Source organism: Kribbella sp. NPDC051718, assembly GCF_040681515.1.
Classification (GTDB): domain Bacteria; phylum Actinomycetota; class Actinomycetes; order Propionibacteriales; family Kribbellaceae; genus Kribbella.
On sequence record NZ_JBFAYZ010000003.1, the window covers coordinates 810,556 to 829,018 of the forward strand.

The following is an 18,463-nucleotide window of genomic DNA, read 5'->3' on the forward strand; positions in this document are numbered from 1 at the left end:
ATAACTTGTTCAAGGTCCCCGTTTGGTGTCCGAGGCAACAACTGCTGGTCAGTTGCGGATGACAACGAGCAGCTGGACGAGCAGGGGCGCGACGATCAGCGCCGGGAGCAGGTCGGCGACGGCGATCTGCTTGAGCTTGAGCAGGCGCAGGGCTACGCCGACCAGCAGCAGGCCGCCAGTGGCGCCCAGGGCGGTCACGTGAGCGTCGGGAAGGATGTCGCCCAGTACTGCGCCTACGGCCGTCATCAGCCCCTGGATGACCAGTACGACCACAGCCGAGGCCGCCACACCCCAACCCAGGGACGCGGCGAAGGCGATCGAGGCGAAGCCGTCCAGCACCGACTTGAGCAACAGCTGATCCGCGCCCCGGCCCAATCCGTCGGACAACGCGCCCAGGAAGGTCAACGGCCCGACACAGAACACCATCGACGCCGACACGAAGCCTTCGACGAAAGTGCTTTCGCTGTCACCCCGGCTGAACCGATGCTGCATCCAGGCGCCGAATCCCTCCAGCCGCTGCTCGATCCGCAGCAGCGAGCCGGTGATGCCGCCGATCAGCATCGCGCCGAGCACGATCAGCACCGGCGCACTGTCGCCGACCGCGTCGCTGAGGACGGCGTCGCCCACGGTCAGTGCCGAGCTGATCGCGATCAGCAGCGTGACCAGGCCGAGTGCGTCGGTGACCAGATCGCGGGTCCGGTGCTGCAGCCGGTGACCGATCAGGACGCCCAGGACCGAGCCGACGAGCACTGCCGCGACGTTCACGACAGTACCGATTCCGATGAACAAACCTGGTCTCCCGTTTCGCTTCGCGTCAGCTTTGCATCGGACCCCGAAAGCCCTACTGTTGCGCGGGGGATGAGCGTATCCGCTCATATCTGTTCACCTCGGGGGTGGATCAGAATCTAGGAGGGCCACGTGGCACCAGCCATCGAGGTGCGCGACGCCCGTCCGGACGACGCCGGCGCTTTGGTGACCCTGTGGAGCGAGATGGCGGTCGGAGCCGGACATCAGGCGCGGTTGCTGACCGCGCCGTCCGTGGAGTCCGCCCAGGCCTCCGTGGCCAAGCACGCGGACGATCCGTCGGGCCGGCTGGTGGTCGGCGAGATCGACGGCGAGCTCGGCGGCATGGCGTACCTGCGCCAGACCCCGATCAGCCCGCTGCACGACGAGGTCACGGTCACGGTGGAGTACCTACACGTCAGCGATCACGCCCGCCGGCACGGCCTGGGCAAGGCGCTGATCGCCGAGGCGGCCGCTTGGGCCGAGCACGAGAACTGCCCGCATCTCGCAGTCGTCGCTCCGCCGATCGCCCGAGAGGCCAACAGGTTCCTCGCCCGGTTGGGGTTGGGGCAGGCCGGCGTACTGCGGTTCGCGAGCACGCATACCGTGCGGCGCCGCCTTGCGGCCGAGCATGCGCCCAACCTGCTGGCGTTGTTGTCGTCACGGCGTTCCGTGATGGCCCGCCGCGCGCAACTCGCCCGCTCGCCGCTGGCCGACGACCACGGCGACGAGCAGTTCGAGGAGTTCAGGCTCCCGGCGGCGCCTGAATCAGCTGGCACGTGATCCGCGCGGTGCAGACCCGCTTGTCCCGCTCGTCGGTGATGACGACCTCGTACGACGTAGTGGTGCGGCCCAGGTAGATCGGGGTGGCCACGCCGGTGACGACGCCTTCCCGGACGGCCCGGTGATGCGTCGCGTTGATGTCGACACCGACAGCGACCTTCCCGTACGTCGCGGCGTGCAGCGCGGAGCCGATCGAGCCGAGGCTCTCGGCGAGCACGCAGGACGCGCCGCCGTGCAGCAACCCGTACGGCTGGACGTTGCCCTTCACCGGCATCGTCGCGACCACCCGCTCGGGGGCCGCCTCGGTGATGACGATGCCCATGGCGTCGAGCAGCGTTCCCTCGGTCGACATCCCCGGCACGTCGATGCCCGTCTTCTCATCACTCATGACAGAAGGCTACGTGAGCCCCCGCGTGCGCGTGCGGGAACTGTCGGCGGTACCCACTAGAGTCTTTACGTGGCTCCTGAAACAGACTCCTCGACGATGACCAAGGACCCGGGTACGACGGTGGACGGTCCCACCAAGCGACCGCGGATCCTGCTGCTGGACGGGCACTCGCTCGCGTACCGGGCGTTCTACGCGCTGCCGGTGGAGAACTTCTCCACCACCACTGGTCAGCACACCAACGCGGTGTACGGGTTCACCTCGATGCTGATCAACATGCTGCGCGACGAGCAGCCGACGCACATCTGCGTCGCGTTCGACGTGTCCCGCAAGACCTTCCGCGCCGAGCAGTACACCGAGTACAAGGCCGGCCGGTCGAAGTCCCCGGACGAGTTCAAGGGGCAGGTCTCGCTGGTCAAGGAGGTGCTGGAGGCGCTCCGGATCCCGACCACCGAGATCGACGGCTGGGAAGCGGACGACATCATCGCCACGCTGGCGACGCAGGCCGACGAGCAGGGTTTCGAGGTGCTGATCAGCTCCGGCGACCGCGACTCGTTCCAGCTGATCAACGAGAACATCACCGTGCTGTACCCGAAGCGTGGCGTCTCCGAGATCGCCCGGATGGACCCGGCCGCGGTCGAGGCGAAGTACGGGATCCCGCCGCGGATGTATCCGGATCTGGCCGCGCTGGTGGGGGAGAAGAGCGACAACCTGCCGGGCGTGCCCGGGGTCGGCGACAAGACGGCGGCGAAGTGGCTGAACCAGTTCGGTTCGCTGAACGACGTGATCGACCGGGTGAACGAGATCAAGGGCAAGGCCGGTGAGTCGCTGCGCGAGCACCTGTCCGACGTGATCCGGAACCGGCAGATCAACGAGCTGGTCCGCGACCTGACGCTGGACGTGGCCGTCGACGACCTGGTCCGGCACCCGTGGGACCGGGACAAGGTGCACACGCTTTTCGACAGCCTCGAGTTCCGCGTACTCCGCGAGCGGCTGGTCGCCGAGCACGAGCAGGTCGAGGAGACGATCGAGGAGGGCTTCGACCTCGAGGGCACGCAGCTCAAGCCCGGTGAGGTCGGCGCCTGGATCAAGGAGCACGTCTCGACCGGCGCGCGGACGGGCGTCGCAGTACAGGGCAGCTGGGGGCGTGGTACGGGCGAGATCACCGGCCTGGCGCTGGCGACCTCGACGGGTGCGGCCGCCTGGTTCGACCCGGCCTTCCTGACCCCGGACGACGACGCGGCCTGGCAGGCTTGGCTGGCCGACCCGAATCAGCCGAAGGCATTGCACGACGCGAAGGGCCCGCTGCTCGGATTCCTCGAGCGCGGTTGGACGCTCGGTGGACTGACCTCGGACACCCAGCTGAGCGCTTATCTGGTCCGGCCGGACCAACGGTCGTACGACCTCGCCGACCTGACCGTGCGCTACCTCAAGCGTGAACTGCGCACCGAGGAGGCCGAGAACGGCCAGCTCAGCTTCGACGACGTCGAGGGCGGGCCGGCCGCGGACGCGACGATGCTGCGCGCCCGGGCGATCGCCGACCTGGCCGACACCCTCGACGCCGAGCTGGAGAAGCAGGCCGGTACGACGCTGCTCGCCGACGTCGAGTTGCCGCTGATCGACGTGATCGCGGCGATGGAGCGGGACGGCATCTCGGTCGACCGGCCGTACCTGGAGGAGCTCGAGGCGCGGTTCGCCACGGGTGTGCGGGAGGCGGCGACCGCGGCGTACGAGGTGATCGGCAAGGAGATCAACCTCGGGTCGCCGAAGCAGCTGCAGGTGGTGCTGTTCGACGAGCTGCAGATGCCGAAGACCAAGCGGACCAAGACGGGTTACACGACCGACGCGGACTCGCTGCAGTCGCTGTTCGAGAAGACCGAGCACCCGTTCCTCGCTTACCTGCTGGCACACCGGGACGCGACCCGGCTGCGGCAGACGGTCGAGGGGCTGCTGAAGACGATCAGCCCGGTCGACGCGCGGATCCACACCACGTTCAACCAGACGATCGCGGCGACCGGGCGGTTGAGCTCGACCGACCCGAACCTGCAGAACATCCCGATCCGGACCGAGGAGGGCCGCCGGATCCGCGAGGCGTTCGTGGTCGGTGACGGCTTCGAGGCGTTGATGTCGGCCGACTACAGCCAGATCGAGATGCGGATCATGGCGCACGTGTCGGAGGACCAGGGGCTGATCGACGCGTTCAACTCCGGGATGGACTTCCACTCGGTGACCGCGTCCCGGGTGTTCTCGGTCGAGCCGACCGAGGTGACCCAGGAGCAGCGGGCCAAGATCAAGGCGATGAACTACGGCCTCGCGTACGGGTTGTCGGCGTACGGGCTGAGCCAGCAGCTGAAGATCGGCGTGGACGAGGCGAAGGGCTTGATGGACGAGTACTTCGAGGGCTTCGGTGGCGTCCGCGACTACCTGCGCAGCATCGTGCTCGGGGCCGGCAAGAGCGGCTACACCGAGACGATCCTCGGCCGCCGCCGCTACCTGCCGGACCTGACCAGCGACAACCGCCAACGCCGCGAGATGGCCGAGCGGATGGCCCTGAACGCCCCAATCCAGGGCTCGGCCGCCGACGTCATCAAGATGGCGATGCTCAAGGTCGACGCCTCACTGAAGTCCTCCGACCTGAAGTCCCGGATGCTCCTCCAGGTCCACGACGAACTGGTCTTCGAGATCGCGCCGGGCGAGCGCGAAGCCCTGGAGGAACTGGTCCGCCGAGACATGGGCGCCGCCGTCGAAATGGCGGTACCGCTCGATGTCTCGGTGGGTGTCGGCCGCACCTGGCACGAGGCTGCGCACTAACCGATGCCTGATGAGCCGATCCGGCCGTTCCGTTGGGATCTGGTCCGGCCGGACCAGCTCGGCTCGATGCTCGACGACGTACCCGAGGTCAACCTCGACTACCTCGACGAGCTGATCGCCTGCGCCGGCAAGGTGCTCGCCCGTTGTGGCGACGGCGACCTGTACTTCGTCGGCCGCTCGGTGGACAGCCTGTTCGACCTCCTGAGCGGCGCCTTCGTCGGTACGTCCTGGCAGGACCGGCTGCACCCGTTGCCGTTGTCGCTGCCCGGGACGTGGGCCGACGATCTGACCGCCGAGGAACTGGCCCAGCTACGGACGAACCTGGCCGCGGCAGGTCTTGCCCCGGCAGACCTGATGCGCGGCCGGCCGACGGTGTTCGTGGACCTGGTGAGCCAGGGATTCACGTTCGAGAACCTGTACGAGTTGCTGCGCGACTGGATAGCCGACGAGCACGCGCAGTGGGACGTGATCCGGCGGCAGCTGCGCTTCGTCGGAATCACCCGGCGGGGCAAGACGAGTCCGAACAAGTGGCGCTGGCAGCAAGAAGCCCGGTGGACGGCGGAGCTACCGGCGTCGTCGATCAGGAACGTGTCGCTCGACGGGACGGTGTGGAGCTACTTCGGCGACTACCAGGCGAAGACGGCAGGATCGTTCTGGCATGGCAGGTGGAGCGATCCCAAGGTCGGCGAACCGCGCCGGGACAAGAAGACGCGCTATGCGCTGGCCGAGGCAGCGCTCCTGGTCGAGCGCGGAAAGTCTGCTTCTGTACGCCGTCAGCTGGCGGCTGTGCTGGGGCAGGAGCCGAGTAAAGGCGAGCGCTGGTCGCGGGAGTTGCAGTTGGAGCTTCGGGGCTAGGCGGGGCGGCCGGTGTAGAGCGGTTGAGTGTCGGGTTTCAAGGCGTGCGCGATTGACGCGAGTCTGACTTCGGAGAGGTCTGGTAGGTCGTCGAGGGGGAACCAGGCGACCTCCAGGTTCTCGTCGTCGTTGACGCGCGCCTCACCGCGCAACGGCCGGCAGCTGAAGCACAGGTCGAGGAACTGCACCTGGTCGCCGTTCGGGTAGGCACCCGGCGGCAGAGTGTCGATACTGACCAGCCGGACGATCTCCGCCTCGACCGCCGTCTCCTCCTGGATCTCGCGCAGCAACGCGATCGCCGGCTGCTCACCCGGCTCGAGAATCCCGGCGGGCAACGACCAGCGCCCGGTGTCCGCCCGGCGTACCAGCAGGACGCGGTCGGCGTCGTCCAGCACGACGCCGGTGATCCCGGTCAGCCAGAGCAGATCATGGCCGACCTTCTCGCGCAGGTCGAGGATGAACTTCGGGGTCGTCATTCCGCCAGCCTAGGCGGAGGTCCCAGCCTGGCGGTGGAGACCTGTTGCCAGGGCGGCCGACAGGGCGATGGCGCAGGCAGCGGTCATCGCGGCCAGGATCTTGATGGCGGTGAAGCCGGTGGCCAGGTCGGTGCCGATGACGATGAGGGCGGCGACCGCCAGCACGGCCAGGCCGATCCAGATGACCAGGGCGGCGCGTTTTTCCTGTTGGGCGATCGCGGCGTAGACGACCAGTTGCAGGACGGCGTACGCCGAACCGGCGAGCGCGAAGATCCAGGCGAAGTCGCCCAGTACCGGATACTTGTCCTTGCCCCCGGCAACCGTCACGACGAGGTCCGGGAGGAGCAGCGCGCCGAGGACGCAGCAGACGCCGAGTGCGGCGACCGCCTGGATGGCGCGGCGCAGGCGCAGCGTGTCGCCGGGGGAGCTGGCCAGGGAGGGGAAGACGGTGACGATCACGAACTGGGGCAGGAAGAGGCACGCTTTGGCGACGATCACGCCGGCCGCGTAGTACCCGCTGTGCTCGCCGTCCATCAGACCTCTGGCGAGCAAGGCATCCGCGTTGGCGATGGCGAAGAAGGCCAGCAGCGCGTGGGTGCCGTGGATGGTTTCCCGCAGTGCTTCCTTGACCTGCTCCGGCGTACCACCGGCAGAACCGCGCAGCAGGAAGGACCCGACCAGCGGCGGTAGTGCGGCACCGACGGCGACACCGATCATCGCCGCGGTGACACTCGGGTGGATCACCAGCGCACCGGCCCCGAAGGCGAACCGTCCAATCCCGACAGCCGTGTACATCGCGGCCAACTCGGTCCACCGCTCGCTGCCCTGCAGTACTCCGAGCTGCGACCCCATCAGCGTCAGCCCACCGAGCGTAGGCGCCAACAGCAGCACAGCAACCCACGAGTCGATGTGCAGCAGCCAGATCAACAAGGGGCTGGCCAGCAGACACACCACAGTCAGCCCAAGCGCCGAACGACGACCCGCCCTGAGCAGCGAGTCCGCCAACGCCTCCCGCCCAGGCCCTGGATGCGTAGCGATCCGCCGCGCTCCCGACGCCTGCAACCCCAGCGGCACGACATTGCCGATCAGCAGCAGCCCCAGCAGCGCCACCACGGCGCTGAACTGCTCCGGTACGAGCCGGTGCACCGCAAACAAGGTGAAACCGTAGGCGGCTACGTTCATGATGGCCATGCCGACCGCTACCACGGTGGCGCTGCGCAGGAAACCGAGCTTCGGTGCGGCCGGCTGCTGGTCGGGAGTCATCTCAGAGGTCATGCGGCTTCTGTTCTGTGGCTGGCGGGTAGGTTGCGCTGAACAGTACTTGCGAGGAGGTGGGCGTGGAGGGGGGATCCTCCCGGCTGGGCCGGCTGTTGCCGTGGACCTGGCCGGTTCTGCTGACCGTGCTCATCACCGTGCCGCTGCTCGCTCCTGGGTATGTGGTCGGCTACGACATGGTGTTCGTGCCGGACCTCACGCTACGGCTTGACCTGTTCGGTGTCACAACCGCCTTGCCGCGCGCCGTCCCGTCGGACGTACTGGTAGCAGTACTGGACGAGGTGGCCGGCGGACAGCTGCTCAACAAGCTGGTGATCGTCGCGATCCCACTGCTGAGCGGCCTGGGCCTGACTGCCCTGTGGCGGCAATTGGGCCTAGGCGGTCCGCTGGCGGGCGCTGCGGCGACGACGCTCTATGTGTGGAACCCGTTCGTCGCCGAGCGGTTCCACCTCGGTGCCTGGGCGCTACTCCTCGGGTACGCCGCTCTGCCGTGGCTGGTGCGCTCTGCGCTCCGACTCCGTGAGGGCAAGGGCCTGCCCGGCTTCCTGCTGGCATCCGCCGGATGCGCGCTGACCGCGTCAGGCGGACTCACCGGCCTACTGCTGGCTGCACTGACGCTCCTCTGGCCGGGAGCTGAGAGCAGGCGCCTTTCGCGGCATGCACTGCTTGGGGCGGCTCTCCTGAATGCACCCTGGCTCGTCGCCGGTCTGGCACGGACCTCCCCTGCTACCTCGGACCCCGCCGCCGTCAGGGCCTTCGCTGCTCGGAACGAGGGGTACGGCGGTACCTTGCCGACCCTGCTCACTCTCGGCGGCGTCTGGAATGCAGACGTGGTGCCTGGCAGCCGCGGCCAGGTCGTACCTATGGCGCTGGGATTCCTGCTGCTGGTGGTTGCCGTCGTGGGCGTGGTGATCTGGTGGCGACAGCGGGACCACCTGGTGCGGGCGCTCGTGGTTGCGGCCGGCCTGGCCGTAGCGGTTGGGATGGCCGGCGTAGTGGCACCAGGGGCGGTGGCCTGGGCGGTACGGGAGGTACCGGGGGCCGGCCTGTTCCGGGATGGGCAGCGGTACCTCGGTCCCTTGGTCCTGCTCGAGTCGCTCGCCTTCGGTGTCGCCTTGGCCGCCGTACTGCGCGTCGTGCCGTTGAGATGGGTGGTGGGAGCGACCGCCGCGCTGATCCCGATCGCCGCGATGCCGTCGCTGGCGGGTGGTGACGGGCTGAAGGCCGCCCAGTACCCGGCCGACTGGGCGGAGGCCCGCCGCGTCCTCGCGAGCAGCGACAAAGCGGGGGACTTCATCCCATGGCCCTTCGAGGCCTATCGGGCGCCGGCCTGGACCGGTAGACGCCCGATGCTCGATCCGATGCCGCGCTACTTCTCCAGAGCCTCGGTCGTCCCTGACGAGCTGATCGTCGACGGCCGCCGACTGGCCGGTGAGGACCCGAGAGCAACCGCGATCGCCACAGGCCTTCGCGAGGCGGTCCGGACCGGGGCAGACCCCGCCCAGGCCCTGCAGCAGCAAGGCGTCGGCTGGATCGTCGTCGATCGTGACGCGGGCGGCCCGTCTCCTCGCGAGCTGACCCCGCAGCTCATCGAGGAGTTCAACGGTCCGACGGTCACCGTGTTCCGCATCGCAGGAACCCCTGCCGAGCAAGGCGATCGGCTCTGGTCTATTGTCCTCGTCCTGACCGCCTGGGCCCTCGCAGGTGCTGTACTTGCCGCCGCTGCAGCGGGGGCGCTCGCCAGGTTCAGACCGGCCCGTTCCAAGCTCTAGCGAAGTTACCAGCCGGTTGTTACCATCCGGTTTACTTGTCTAGGAGGGGACGCGCTTCATGGGAACTCTGATTGGTGCTGTGTTGGCAATACTGGCCGGCATGGCCGTCTCGACCGCCGCTGTCGTCGGGGTAGTACAGACGGTGAAGGACGAGCCGAAGGCGCCCGCCGGCCAGACCAGCGTCGGCCAGGTGGACGTCCCGATCGTCAACTACGGGGGCAAGTAGTCGGTACGTCGGCAAGGCCGGTCAGCGGACGCTGGCCGGCCTTTCTGCTGTCTCCGGCCGGCCGCTGAGCACGCGGTCGAACCCGCGGACCGTGGCCGACCAGGTGAAGTTGCCCGCGGACGCGACTGCTCCCGCGGACAGCCTGCGGCGAACGGCCTCGTCCTGCAGCAGGGACAGGATGGCCGCGCCGAACTCTGCCTCGGTGTCCACCAGGAGCCCCGTGGCATCGTGCTGCACCGACTCGGTCGGTCCACCCGCACTGCGATAGGCGACCGTCGGTACGCCGTGCGCCGCCGCCTCACCGACCACCAACCCCCAGCCCTCCTTCAGGCTCGGCAACGCGAGCACCCAGGCCTCGTCGTACGCCGCGTGCTTGTCGTCCTCGCTGACGTGCCCGCGGAACTCGACCGCGTCCTGCAGCCCCCGTGACTCGACGTACGAGCGCAGTTCGTCCTCCCACCAACCGGACCCGACGACCAGCAACCGTGCATCCGGCAGCACCTTGCGCGCTTCGGCGATGGCGTCCACCGCGTGCTCCACCTGCTTGTGCGGCACGATGCGCCCGACACAGACCACAGTCGGCGCGGCGGCCTGCGGTACCTGACGAGGAGGCGCCGGGTCGGTCCCGTTGTGGATCACGTCGATGCGCGTGCTCTCCACACCGAGCGCCTGCAGTTCGTCGCGCGATGCCGACGACACCGTGACGTAGCGGCAGTCGCTGTAGAGCCTGGGAGCCACCCTGGACTCCAGCCACCATCCGAGGCGTCCCTTCCAGCCCGGGTAGACGACCTGCCACTGCTCCTCGTGCACGTGGTGGACGAGGACGACGACGCCGGTACGACGTACGAGGCGGGTAAAGAATGGGAGCCCGTTCTGCACGTCGATGACGTGGCTGGGCCGGTGCAGCAGCGTGTGCAGCAGGCCGCGGAGGTAAACGGTCACTTTGCTGCCGCGGTACAGGTACCGGACGCCGTGCCGGCGGGCCTCCCGCGGGCTGCCGGGGTACGCCGCGCAGAGCATGGTGACCGACCAGCCCATCGCCGCAAGGCCTTTCGCCACCTCCTCCACGCATCGTTCGGAACCCCCGCCTTCGGGGTTGGTCGTGTCCCGCCAGTTCAGTAACAGCACGGTCTGCTCGCGCACCGGTAGAGCCCCACCTTCCGCTAGTCCGCCCCCGCGGATGAGGCGGCGAGGTTACCAGGGAGTAACGATGTCCGCCAGACCTCGCGAAATCCGTTAGGGTCCGGCCTGTGTCCGAAGCGATTCCGAGCCCTGTGACCACCGTCGGCTGGACGGCCGATCTCGGCCGCGCCGTGCGGCTGTTCCGGGCGTTCGGAGTCGAGCAGACCGACCCGGATCACTTCTACGGAACGCTCGCCGCCGACTCGGTCGGCCAGCTGTCCGCGTATGCCGACCTGCGCGGCGCCCGGATGCTCGACGTCGGCGGCGGCCCCGGCTACTTCGCCGACGCCTTCCGCGCCGCGGGGGCGACGTACTACGCGATCGACTCCGATCTCGGCGAGCTGAGCGGCCGCGGCGAACCGGTGCCGGGCACCGTCCTGGGCAGCGGGATGGCGCTGCCGATCGGTGACGGCGAGATCGACATCTGCTTCTCGTCGAACGTCCTCGAGCACGTGCCGGACCCGTGGCTGATGGCCGACGAGATGGTTCGCGTCACCAAGCCGGGCGGCACGATCTTCCTGTCCTACACGGGCTGGTGGGGTCCGCATGGCGGCCACGAGACCGCGCCCTGGCATTTCCTCGGTGGCCACCGGGCCGCTGCGCGGTACGAGCGCAAGCTGGGCAAGCCGCCGAAGAACAAATTCGGCGAATCGCTGTTCCCGATCACCGTGGCCGGCGGACTCCGGTGGGCGCGCTCGTGCCGCGACGCCGAGCTCGTCGCCGCCTTCCCGCGGTACCACCCGCGCTGGGCGTACGGCGTACTGGCGATTCCGGGGTTGCGGGAGATCGTGACCTGGAACCTCGTCGTGGTGCTCCGGCGCCGATGAAGGCACCGAGCAACGAGAAGGTGATCTGGCGGACCCGGCTGTTGCTGGGCTGCCTGGTCCTGATGGCCCTGTGCTTCCATCAGGCGCCGGGCAAGATCGTCCCCGACACCAAGCTCGACCTGACGGCCGGACCTGGTCCGTTCCTGGCCCGCTCGCTGCATCTGTGGGATCCGCAAGGTGCGTTCGGCCAGCTCCAGAACCAGGCCTACGGCTACCTGTTGCCGATGGGACCGTTCCACTGGTTGCTGGACGCCGTGTCGGTACCAGGCTGGGTCACTCAGCGGCTGTGGTGGTCGCTGGTGATGTGCGTGGCCTTCCTCGGCGTGTGGAAGCTCTGCGGCGCACTCGGGTACGGCGCTCCGTGGGCGCGCTTCGCCGCCGCCCTGTTCTACGCGCTGAGTCCGCGGATGCTCGGCGAGGTGGCGATCACCTCGATCGAGGTGTGGCCACTTGCGATGGCCCCCTGGGTGCTGCTCCCGCTGGTGACTCCCAAGGCCCGGTCCGGCTGGTGGCGGGTCGGCTGGTCCGCGGTGGCGTTCGGACTGGTCGGGGGAGTGAACGCGGTCGCGACGGGGGCGACCCTGGTGCTCCCGGCCCTGTGGCTGCTCACCCGGCGAGTGGACAGGTCGACCCTCAAGATCGCGGCAGGCTGGTTCGGCTGCGTACTGCTGGTCTCGTTGTGGTGGCTGATCCCGCTGGCGATCCTCGGCCGGTACAGCCCACCCTTCCTCGACTGGATCGAGAACGCCGCGATCACGACCAGCAAGGCGAGCGCCTTCGAGTCCTTCCGCGGTACGTCGCAGTGGCTGAACTTCCTGCTGGCCGGAGACGGCGCGACCTGGCCCGCCGGCTGGCTCTTCGTCACGCAGCCGGCACTGATCTTCACCTCGGCTGTCGTCGCCCTGCTCGGCCTGGTCGGCCTGGCGATGGGCACACTGAAGCACCGGGGCTTCCTGCAACTCTCACTGGTCGTCGGTCTGCTGCTGGTCACCCTCGGGCACGCAGGCACGGCCGGTTCGCCACTGGCCCCCCAGCTGCAGGAGCTGCTCGACGGACCGCTTGCCGCTCTCCGCAACACCCACAAGTTCGAGCTGGTCGTGCGGCTGCCGCTCACGCTGGCCGCGGCCCACGCACTGACCCGGCTGACGAGCTGGGCGGCCGCCCGTGGCGTCCACCGCCGCATAGTGCCGGTACTGGCGGCCTGCCTGGTCGTCTCGGTCGCAACGCCCGCGGTGTTCGCCCAGCTGCCGAGGCCTGAGTCCTACCAGGCGATGCCGGCGCACTGGCGTGAGGCGGCGACCTGGCTCGACAGTCAGCAGACGGCGGGCAGCGTGCTCGTAGTACCGGCGGCGTCGTTCGCCGACTTCACTTGGGGCTCTACCAAGGACGAGCCGTTCCAGTCGTTGCTGAAGCGACCGATGGCGGTCCGGGACGCGGTACCGCTGGGATCGGCCGGTACTACGCGATGGCTGGATGAGGTGGAGCGCCGGCTGAGCTCCGGCGTCGGCGACAAGACCTTGCGGCAGGCATTGACCAGGGCCGGCGTGAGGTACCTGGTGGTGCGGAACGACCTGCGGCTCGATACGCAGGTGAGCCCAACCCTCGCAGTCCACGAGAGCCTGGCCGACGCCGGTATCAAGCGGGTCGCGTACTTCGGGCCGCCGACCGGAAGCTCCATCGAGCAAGCCCGCCTGACCCTCGACGAGCACACCCGGCTGCCGTTCCCGAGCGTGGAGATCTTCGACGTGGGTGAGGTCAGCCTCGGGAGGTTGGTCCCGCAGTCGCAACTGGTCGAGGTGCGTGGCGCTCCCGAGGACGTACCCGCGGTGCTGACTGCACTGGGCAGCAACTGGGAGGCAGTGACCAGCACTGACGCCAAGGGACTCGCCAGGCTGCCACTGGTCCAGACGGACGGGTTGCAGCGTCGAGAGGTGACCTTCGGCAGAGCTGCGGACAACGCGTCGCCGGTGCTGACCGCGGACGACCCGGGTCGGCAGAAGAGGCGCACGCTCGACTACGTGGTCGATCCCGCGGCCGTGTTGACGACGAGGTCATGGGCCGGTGGCGTCACCGGCGTACGGGCCTCCTCGTCGGCTGCGGACGCGGACGCGACCCTGAGGCTCGGACCCGGCAATGGGCCGTCGGCCGCCGTCGATGGTGATCCCGACACTCGCTGGGTCTCCGGCAACTTCGGTCGCAGCAGCGGGGAGTGGCTCGAGCTGAGCTTCGCGGCCGCGCAGTCACTCGATCACCTCGAGGTGCAGTTCTCGCTGGCCGCGCCGACCACGGAAGCGGTTCGTACGGTGCGGGTCGACACCGATCGGGGCTCGGTCACGTCGGCCGTGCAGAGCACCGGTGATCCGCAGTCCATCGCGGCGCCACCCGGGACCACTCAGCGGCTCCGGATCACGGTCGGCGTCACCGACGGCAAGAACCCCAACGGCGTCTCGATCGCCGAGGTCACGGTGCCCGGGGTGACGCCGGTGAGCAGGCTGGTGGTTCCGAGCGTGCCGGATCGTCAGCCCGAGGCGCTGGTGTTCCGCAACCAGCAGGTCGGCCGGTCGAGCTGCCTGCACGCAGGGACCAGGCCGTTGTGCCGGGCCGGTAGCGCGCGTGACTCCGAGGAGCCGGAGGGACTGCTGCGCAGTGTCGACCTGCCCAGCGCGGCGGCGTACCGGGTGGTGGGCACGGCCCTGCCGAAGGACGGTACGGCGGTGGAGCGGCTGCTGGACCGCCGGGCGCCGATCCGGGCAACTGCCTCGTCCCGCGCGGTCACCGCGCCTGAAGGCCGGCCGGGTGCGGTGGTTGACCGCGACCTCGGCACTGGGTGGTTGGCCGGTGCGGACGACCTGCGACCCAGCCTGACGCTGAGGTTGCCCGGGGCGAGGAGGAAGCCCGTCACCGGGCTGCAGTTCCTCAACGACCCGTACCTGGCGGCCTCCCGGACTACGGACGTGTCGGTCAGCTTCGACCGCGGACCGAAGACCGAGTACAAGATCGATCCGGAGGGCTACATCACCTTCCCCGCTGGGACGACGGTGCTGAGGGACATCGAGGTGACCTTCACCGGCGTCGACCAGTCCGTCGACGTCGACTCGGCCAGCGGATTCGCCCGGTACCTTCCGGTCGGTGTCTCCGAGGTGCGGGTACTTGGTGTCGACCAGCTCCGCAAGGTGGTCGACCTGAACACGGTGACCGGATCCCTGTGCGGCTTCGGTCCGTCTGTCCGGGTGGACGGCGTGGACATTCCCACTGCGCTCACCGGTACGGTCCGCGACGTACTGCAGCGGCGACCGCTCACCTTCACCCTCTGCCAGCAGGGCAGCGTCAAACTGCAGGCCGGCCGGCACTCGATCGACGTCACGGCGAGCCCTGACTTCGTACCGGTCGAGGTCAAGCTGAGCCGCCCGGGCTTCACGGCCACGGCGAGCGAGCCGATCAAGAAGGTGGCGGTCTGGCGTCCCACCCCGGCGTCGATGACGCTAGAGGTGCCACACGCGGACGAGCAGTCGGTACTGACGGTTGCACAGAACTTCAATGTGGGCTGGGAGGCCTACGACAGCACCGGTCGCAAGCTCGTCCCGCTACGGATCGGCGGTTGGCAGCAGGGCTGGATCCTTCCGGCCGGCCCCGAGCAGATGGTCACCGCGCGCTTCACACCGGACCGGGACTACCGCGCCGGGCTGATGGTCGGGCTGGCCGCGTTCCTCGGGGTGCTGGGATTGGCGATCTTCGCTCGGCAACGTGCACGTCGCCGAGGGCACGTGCTGCGCGAGGCCGGTCGCCTTGGCCCCTGGGTCGTCTCGGTCGTCGCCGTCGCAGCCGGAACGTTCATGGCGGGCTGGATCGGCTTCGCCGCAACCCTGATCGCTGCTGTGGTCGCCTGGGCTCTCGATGGGCGCCGGCTGATCGCCATCGCGGTCGTGATCGCCGCCGTCCTGCTGGGATCGCTGGTGGCAGCGGTTCAGCCCTGGCCGGACGGGGGAGCGGGTCTCACCTCGGGCTTGGTCCAGTCGTCGATCTTGTTCGGCTGTGCGTTGGCGTTGCTGTCGAGACCGGTCCCGGAGACGTCGTAGCTCCGGTCGCGCCGCCCGCGGCGCATGATCGGCCGCTCCATCCCGTAGTAGCTGGCCGCGGCGACCCCGATCGTCGCCACCAGAGTCGGCCAGAAGAGCACGGCGAAGTGCCCGCTGAAAAGCTTCTGGTCGAAGAGCCGCTCGACCAGGTCCAGCACGATCAAGTGGTAGACGAAGACGCTGTACGAGAGATCGCCCGCGACATGGCCGATCCGGCCGCCCAGCACTCCGGCCGTACGGCGGGTCGGACTGATCGCGGGGAACAGCGCGCATGCGGCGATCCCGGTGTAGAGCAGGCACTTCACGAACGCCTGCGCCGGCGTCGGCACGCTGAGACCGTACGGACCCGCGATCGGCGTGGTCGCGATCAGGAAGAGCGCGATCGCGACCCCCCAGACGGTGCCGGGGATCTTCGTCAGCGTGTCCACCGGGGACGGGCCGAGACGTCCACTGGTCCGGGCGACCTGCCACAGCGCCATCCCCATGCCGACCGCGAACCAACCCAAGTAGCCGGGCAGCCACAGACCAGCCAGGCTGTGATCCGTGGCGTTGATGGCGGCCATCCAGGCCGGACCGATCAGGCCGAACGCGAACAGCACTGCCAGCCGCCACCGCACGCCCCGCCGGGTCGGCCGCTCGTAGCTCGTCAGCAACTTGGCGATGAAGGGCAGCAGCAAGTAGAACGCCACCTCGGTAGCGAGACTCCACAGCTGCGAGAGTCCGGGGACCGACGGCCGCTCGACGTAGATCTGCGTGAAGGTCGCGTGCCGTAGGTAGTTCAGGAAGCCGACCGTCTGATCGTGCGGCACCAGGACGGCGGCCAGCACGACGGCGACCCAGAGCGCAGGCACGATCCGCAGCGCCCTGTTGCGCAGGTACGGCAACAGGCGGGGCGGCTCGCTCTCCTCGAACCAGGCGACGACATGCGGCCGGTAGAGCAGGAAACCGGAGATGGCGAAGAAGATGGCAACACCGACGTCCAGCCGGGCCAGCAGCCCGGCGAACGGGCCGTTCAGCGACTCGCCACTCTGGAAGCCGACGTGCGTGGTCAGTACGGCGAGAGCGCCGATCGCGCGCAGCCCGTCGAGGGCAGGGAACCGCTGCCGCCTGATCACGATGCCTCCGGCAGGCCGAGCTCGAACTCGCCCAGGCAGACGGTGTCGTCCGGATCCACGGATCGCAGCCGGACAGCGGTCGCCTGGATCAGCTCGGACGGACCGAAGTACATGGTCGTGAACCCGGTCGGCCAGGCGTGGTCCGGCAGCGGCATCGGTACGACCTTGCCGTCGGCGTCGATCAGTTCGGCCAGCACTCGGACCTCCTGGTTGGCGAGATAGGAGAACTTCGCGAACCACCGGACCGCACCGTAGTCAGGCCCTACCTTCTCCAGCGGCAGTGTCACCGGCGTAGTCCCCTTCAGTTCCTTCGCGCAGCCACCGGGAGTGTGCGACGTCGCCCAGACCCGGAACTTCGACGGCCGGACCTCGCCGGATCGGGTGACGAAGTACGGATCAGGTCCCGGCCCCTGCAGCCGGAACGGGATGCCGGCGGTGCGGAGGACGGGGGAGAGCCGGTTGTCGCTGGAGAGCAGCCCCGAGATCGTCGAGGGCATCGTGACGTCCCACAGGTTGACCGACGAGCCGGCCTGGTCGAGCTCGGTGGTGACGTTGTCGAAGTACGGGCGAGCTGGGTTCTTGCCCCAGCTCTTGGCGAAGCCTGCGTCGGAGACGACGACTCCGGCGGTCCACGCGACCAGGCAGCAGGCGGTCGCGGCAGCGGCCGGCCGGATCCACTCGACGCGGGGGTGGATGGATCGCGCGGTCAGGACGACGGCCAGGGTCAGTGGGATCGAGATGTCCGACCAGTAGTGGTAGTGCACGGTGAAGACCGAGCCGAAGAGCGCGGAGCGTCCGTACGACACCAGCAGCCAGGTGGTCAGGACATAGGCGAGCAGGGATCCCCACAGCAACAGCACCCGGCGGTCCAGCCGCCAAGCGGCCGCAAGGAGAACGATCAGAACCACGCCACCCAGCACGACCGCTGCGACAGGTGCGTCGGCGATACCGAACGGAGTGTCGAACGAAGCCCAGTGCCACGGCCCACCGGCCAGTGTCCCGATCGGTACTGCGAACGCCCGGGCGCCCTGTCCGAGCAGCTTGCCGAGGCCGGGCCAGCTGCCACTGGACGGATCGCCGTGCGTCGCGTAAAGGATGCCAAAGGCGACGACCGGGGCGGCGAACACGGCGCCGAGCAGCCAGCTCTGCCGGAGCCATTGGCGCAGCGGCACCTTGCGCAGGTACAGCGCCAGGGCGAGCGCGGTGGCCATGATCAGGCCGGACTTCTCCCAGCAGGCCAACGAGATCAGCAACGAAAGGGGGCCGTAGGCAACTGCTTGGCGGCGGCGGCCGGAGTACCAGTCGACGGTGGCGTGCAGGACCAGTAACCCGAAGACGTGGGCGGGCAGGTTGTTGACCGCGCTCGACAGCGACATGAACGACGGCATGCTGACCGGGGCCAGCGCGTAGAGCGCCGTACCGGTGACGACCCACCAACTGGCGCCGAGCAGGCGGAGCAGCAGGAAGCCCATGAAGGCGATCGCCAGGGCCTGCATGAGCACCCGCCAGGCGACGGTGAGGTCGTAGTTCATCGGGGCCAGCTGGGCGAAGACCGCGTAGACGAACCGCAGGCCGGGGGCGATGTGGTCGTTGACCGGGGTGAGTAGCTCGTCCGGCGCGAAGCCCTTGCCGCCCTGCACCATGAAGTCGAGGTCGTCGCTCAGCCACGAACCGCGCCGGGCGAGCAGGCCGAGGACGACCGCCTGGACGGCCGCGATCGCCACCACCGCGACCCGCAGCACCGCCTCGTCGGGGCCGGCTCGCAGCCGCCCCGCCGCCCCCCAGATCGCACTCATGTGGCCGGACTATATGACAGTTCGGCCACTACCGGATTTTTCTCCGCACTGCTCCCTGTTCAGGGCCCTTACTCGCTGGTAGCGTCCCGCGAACAGACCGG

Annotated in this window: 14 protein-coding genes; 7 read left to right on the plus strand and 7 right to left on the minus strand. The window is 68.8% G+C overall.

What is annotated here, in order from left to right; genetic code table 11:
- Positions 1 to 48 precede the first annotated feature (48 nt).
- Entirely contained in the window at positions 49 to 789 is a 741-nt protein-coding gene (locus AB0M15_RS15405) for a DUF554 domain-containing protein (RefSeq protein WP_363818289.1), read from the minus strand.
- A gap of 129 nt (positions 790 to 918) precedes the next feature.
- On the opposite strand from AB0M15_RS15405, the gene AB0M15_RS15410 reads away from it, so the two are divergent.
- Positions 919 to 1,566 (plus strand): GNAT family N-acetyltransferase, encoded by a 648-nt coding sequence (locus tag AB0M15_RS15410; protein ID WP_363818292.1) that lies wholly within the window; start codon positions 919 to 921, stop codon positions 1,564 to 1,566.
- Here AB0M15_RS15410 and AB0M15_RS15415 read toward each other — a convergent pair.
- Entirely contained in the window at positions 1,529 to 1,954 is a 426-nt protein-coding gene (locus AB0M15_RS15415) for a hotdog fold thioesterase (RefSeq protein ID WP_363818294.1), read from the minus strand. The two genes, AB0M15_RS15410 and AB0M15_RS15415, sit on opposite strands and share 38 nt — an antisense overlap.
- 96 nt (positions 1,955 to 2,050) lie before the next feature.
- On the opposite strand from AB0M15_RS15415, the gene polA reads away from it, so the two are divergent.
- On the plus strand, positions 2,051 to 4,762 hold the full coding sequence (gene polA / locus AB0M15_RS15420) for a DNA polymerase I (protein ID WP_363818450.1): 2,712 nt from the start codon (positions 2,051 to 2,053) through the stop codon (positions 4,760 to 4,762).
- A gap of 3 nt (positions 4,763 to 4,765) precedes the next feature.
- Positions 4,766 to 5,617 (plus strand): hypothetical protein, encoded by an 852-nt coding sequence (locus AB0M15_RS15425; protein ID WP_363818297.1) that lies wholly within the window; start codon positions 4,766 to 4,768, stop codon positions 5,615 to 5,617.
- On the opposite strand, the gene AB0M15_RS15430 is transcribed toward AB0M15_RS15425, so the two are convergent.
- Together AB0M15_RS15430 and AB0M15_RS15435 are read right to left on the minus strand one after the other, a co-directional pair.
- A complete protein-coding gene (locus tag AB0M15_RS15430) occupies positions 5,614 to 6,093 on the minus strand; it encodes an NUDIX domain-containing protein (RefSeq protein WP_363818300.1) in 480 nt (159 codons plus the stop codon). The genes AB0M15_RS15425 and AB0M15_RS15430 overlap by 4 nt on opposite strands.
- 9 nt (positions 6,094 to 6,102) lie before the next feature.
- Positions 6,103 to 7,368 (minus strand): polysaccharide biosynthesis protein, encoded by a 1,266-nt coding sequence (locus AB0M15_RS15435; protein WP_363818302.1) that lies wholly within the window; start codon positions 7,366 to 7,368, stop codon positions 6,103 to 6,105.
- Between the two features lie 62 nt (positions 7,369 to 7,430).
- Between AB0M15_RS15435 and AB0M15_RS15440 the strand changes: the two genes are divergently transcribed.
- On the plus strand, positions 7,431 to 9,140 hold the full coding sequence (locus AB0M15_RS15440; protein WP_363818304.1) for a hypothetical protein: 1,710 nt from the start codon (positions 7,431 to 7,433) through the stop codon (positions 9,138 to 9,140).
- Between the two features lie 58 nt (positions 9,141 to 9,198).
- The gene (locus tag AB0M15_RS15445) at positions 9,199 to 9,366 is read left to right on the plus strand and encodes a DUF2613 family protein (protein WP_363818306.1); all 168 of its coding nucleotides are present in this window, start codon (positions 9,199 to 9,201) and stop codon (positions 9,364 to 9,366) included.
- Between the two features lie 21 nt (positions 9,367 to 9,387).
- Here AB0M15_RS15445 and AB0M15_RS15450 read toward each other — a convergent pair whose 3' ends face one another.
- Positions 9,388 to 10,509: a glycosyltransferase family 4 protein gene (locus AB0M15_RS15450; RefSeq protein ID WP_363818308.1), complete on the minus strand. Its 1,122-nt coding sequence runs from the start codon at positions 10,507 to 10,509 to the stop codon at positions 9,388 to 9,390.
- 107 nt (positions 10,510 to 10,616) lie between these two features.
- On the opposite strand from AB0M15_RS15450, the gene AB0M15_RS15455 reads away from it, so the two are divergent.
- Both AB0M15_RS15455 and AB0M15_RS15460 read left to right on the plus strand, forming a co-directional pair.
- Positions 10,617 to 11,375 (plus strand): class I SAM-dependent methyltransferase, encoded by a 759-nt coding sequence (locus AB0M15_RS15455; RefSeq protein ID WP_363818310.1) that lies wholly within the window; start codon positions 10,617 to 10,619, stop codon positions 11,373 to 11,375.
- Positions 11,372 to 15,451 (plus strand): alpha-(1->3)-arabinofuranosyltransferase, encoded by a 4,080-nt coding sequence (locus tag AB0M15_RS15460; RefSeq protein WP_363818313.1) that lies wholly within the window; start codon positions 11,372 to 11,374, stop codon positions 15,449 to 15,451. Before AB0M15_RS15455 ends, AB0M15_RS15460 begins: the two co-directional genes overlap by 4 nt.
- On the opposite strand, the gene AB0M15_RS15465 is transcribed toward AB0M15_RS15460, so the two are convergent.
- Positions 15,340 to 16,566 (minus strand): acyltransferase, encoded by a 1,227-nt coding sequence (locus tag AB0M15_RS15465; RefSeq protein WP_363818315.1) that lies wholly within the window; start codon positions 16,564 to 16,566, stop codon positions 15,340 to 15,342. The genes AB0M15_RS15460 and AB0M15_RS15465 overlap by 112 nt on opposite strands.
- Entirely contained in the window at positions 16,563 to 18,362 is a 1,800-nt protein-coding gene (locus AB0M15_RS15470; RefSeq protein WP_363818318.1) for a hypothetical protein, read from the minus strand. The genes AB0M15_RS15465 and AB0M15_RS15470 overlap by 4 nt, the downstream gene beginning before the upstream one ends.
- Positions 18,363 to 18,463 lie beyond the last annotated feature (101 nt).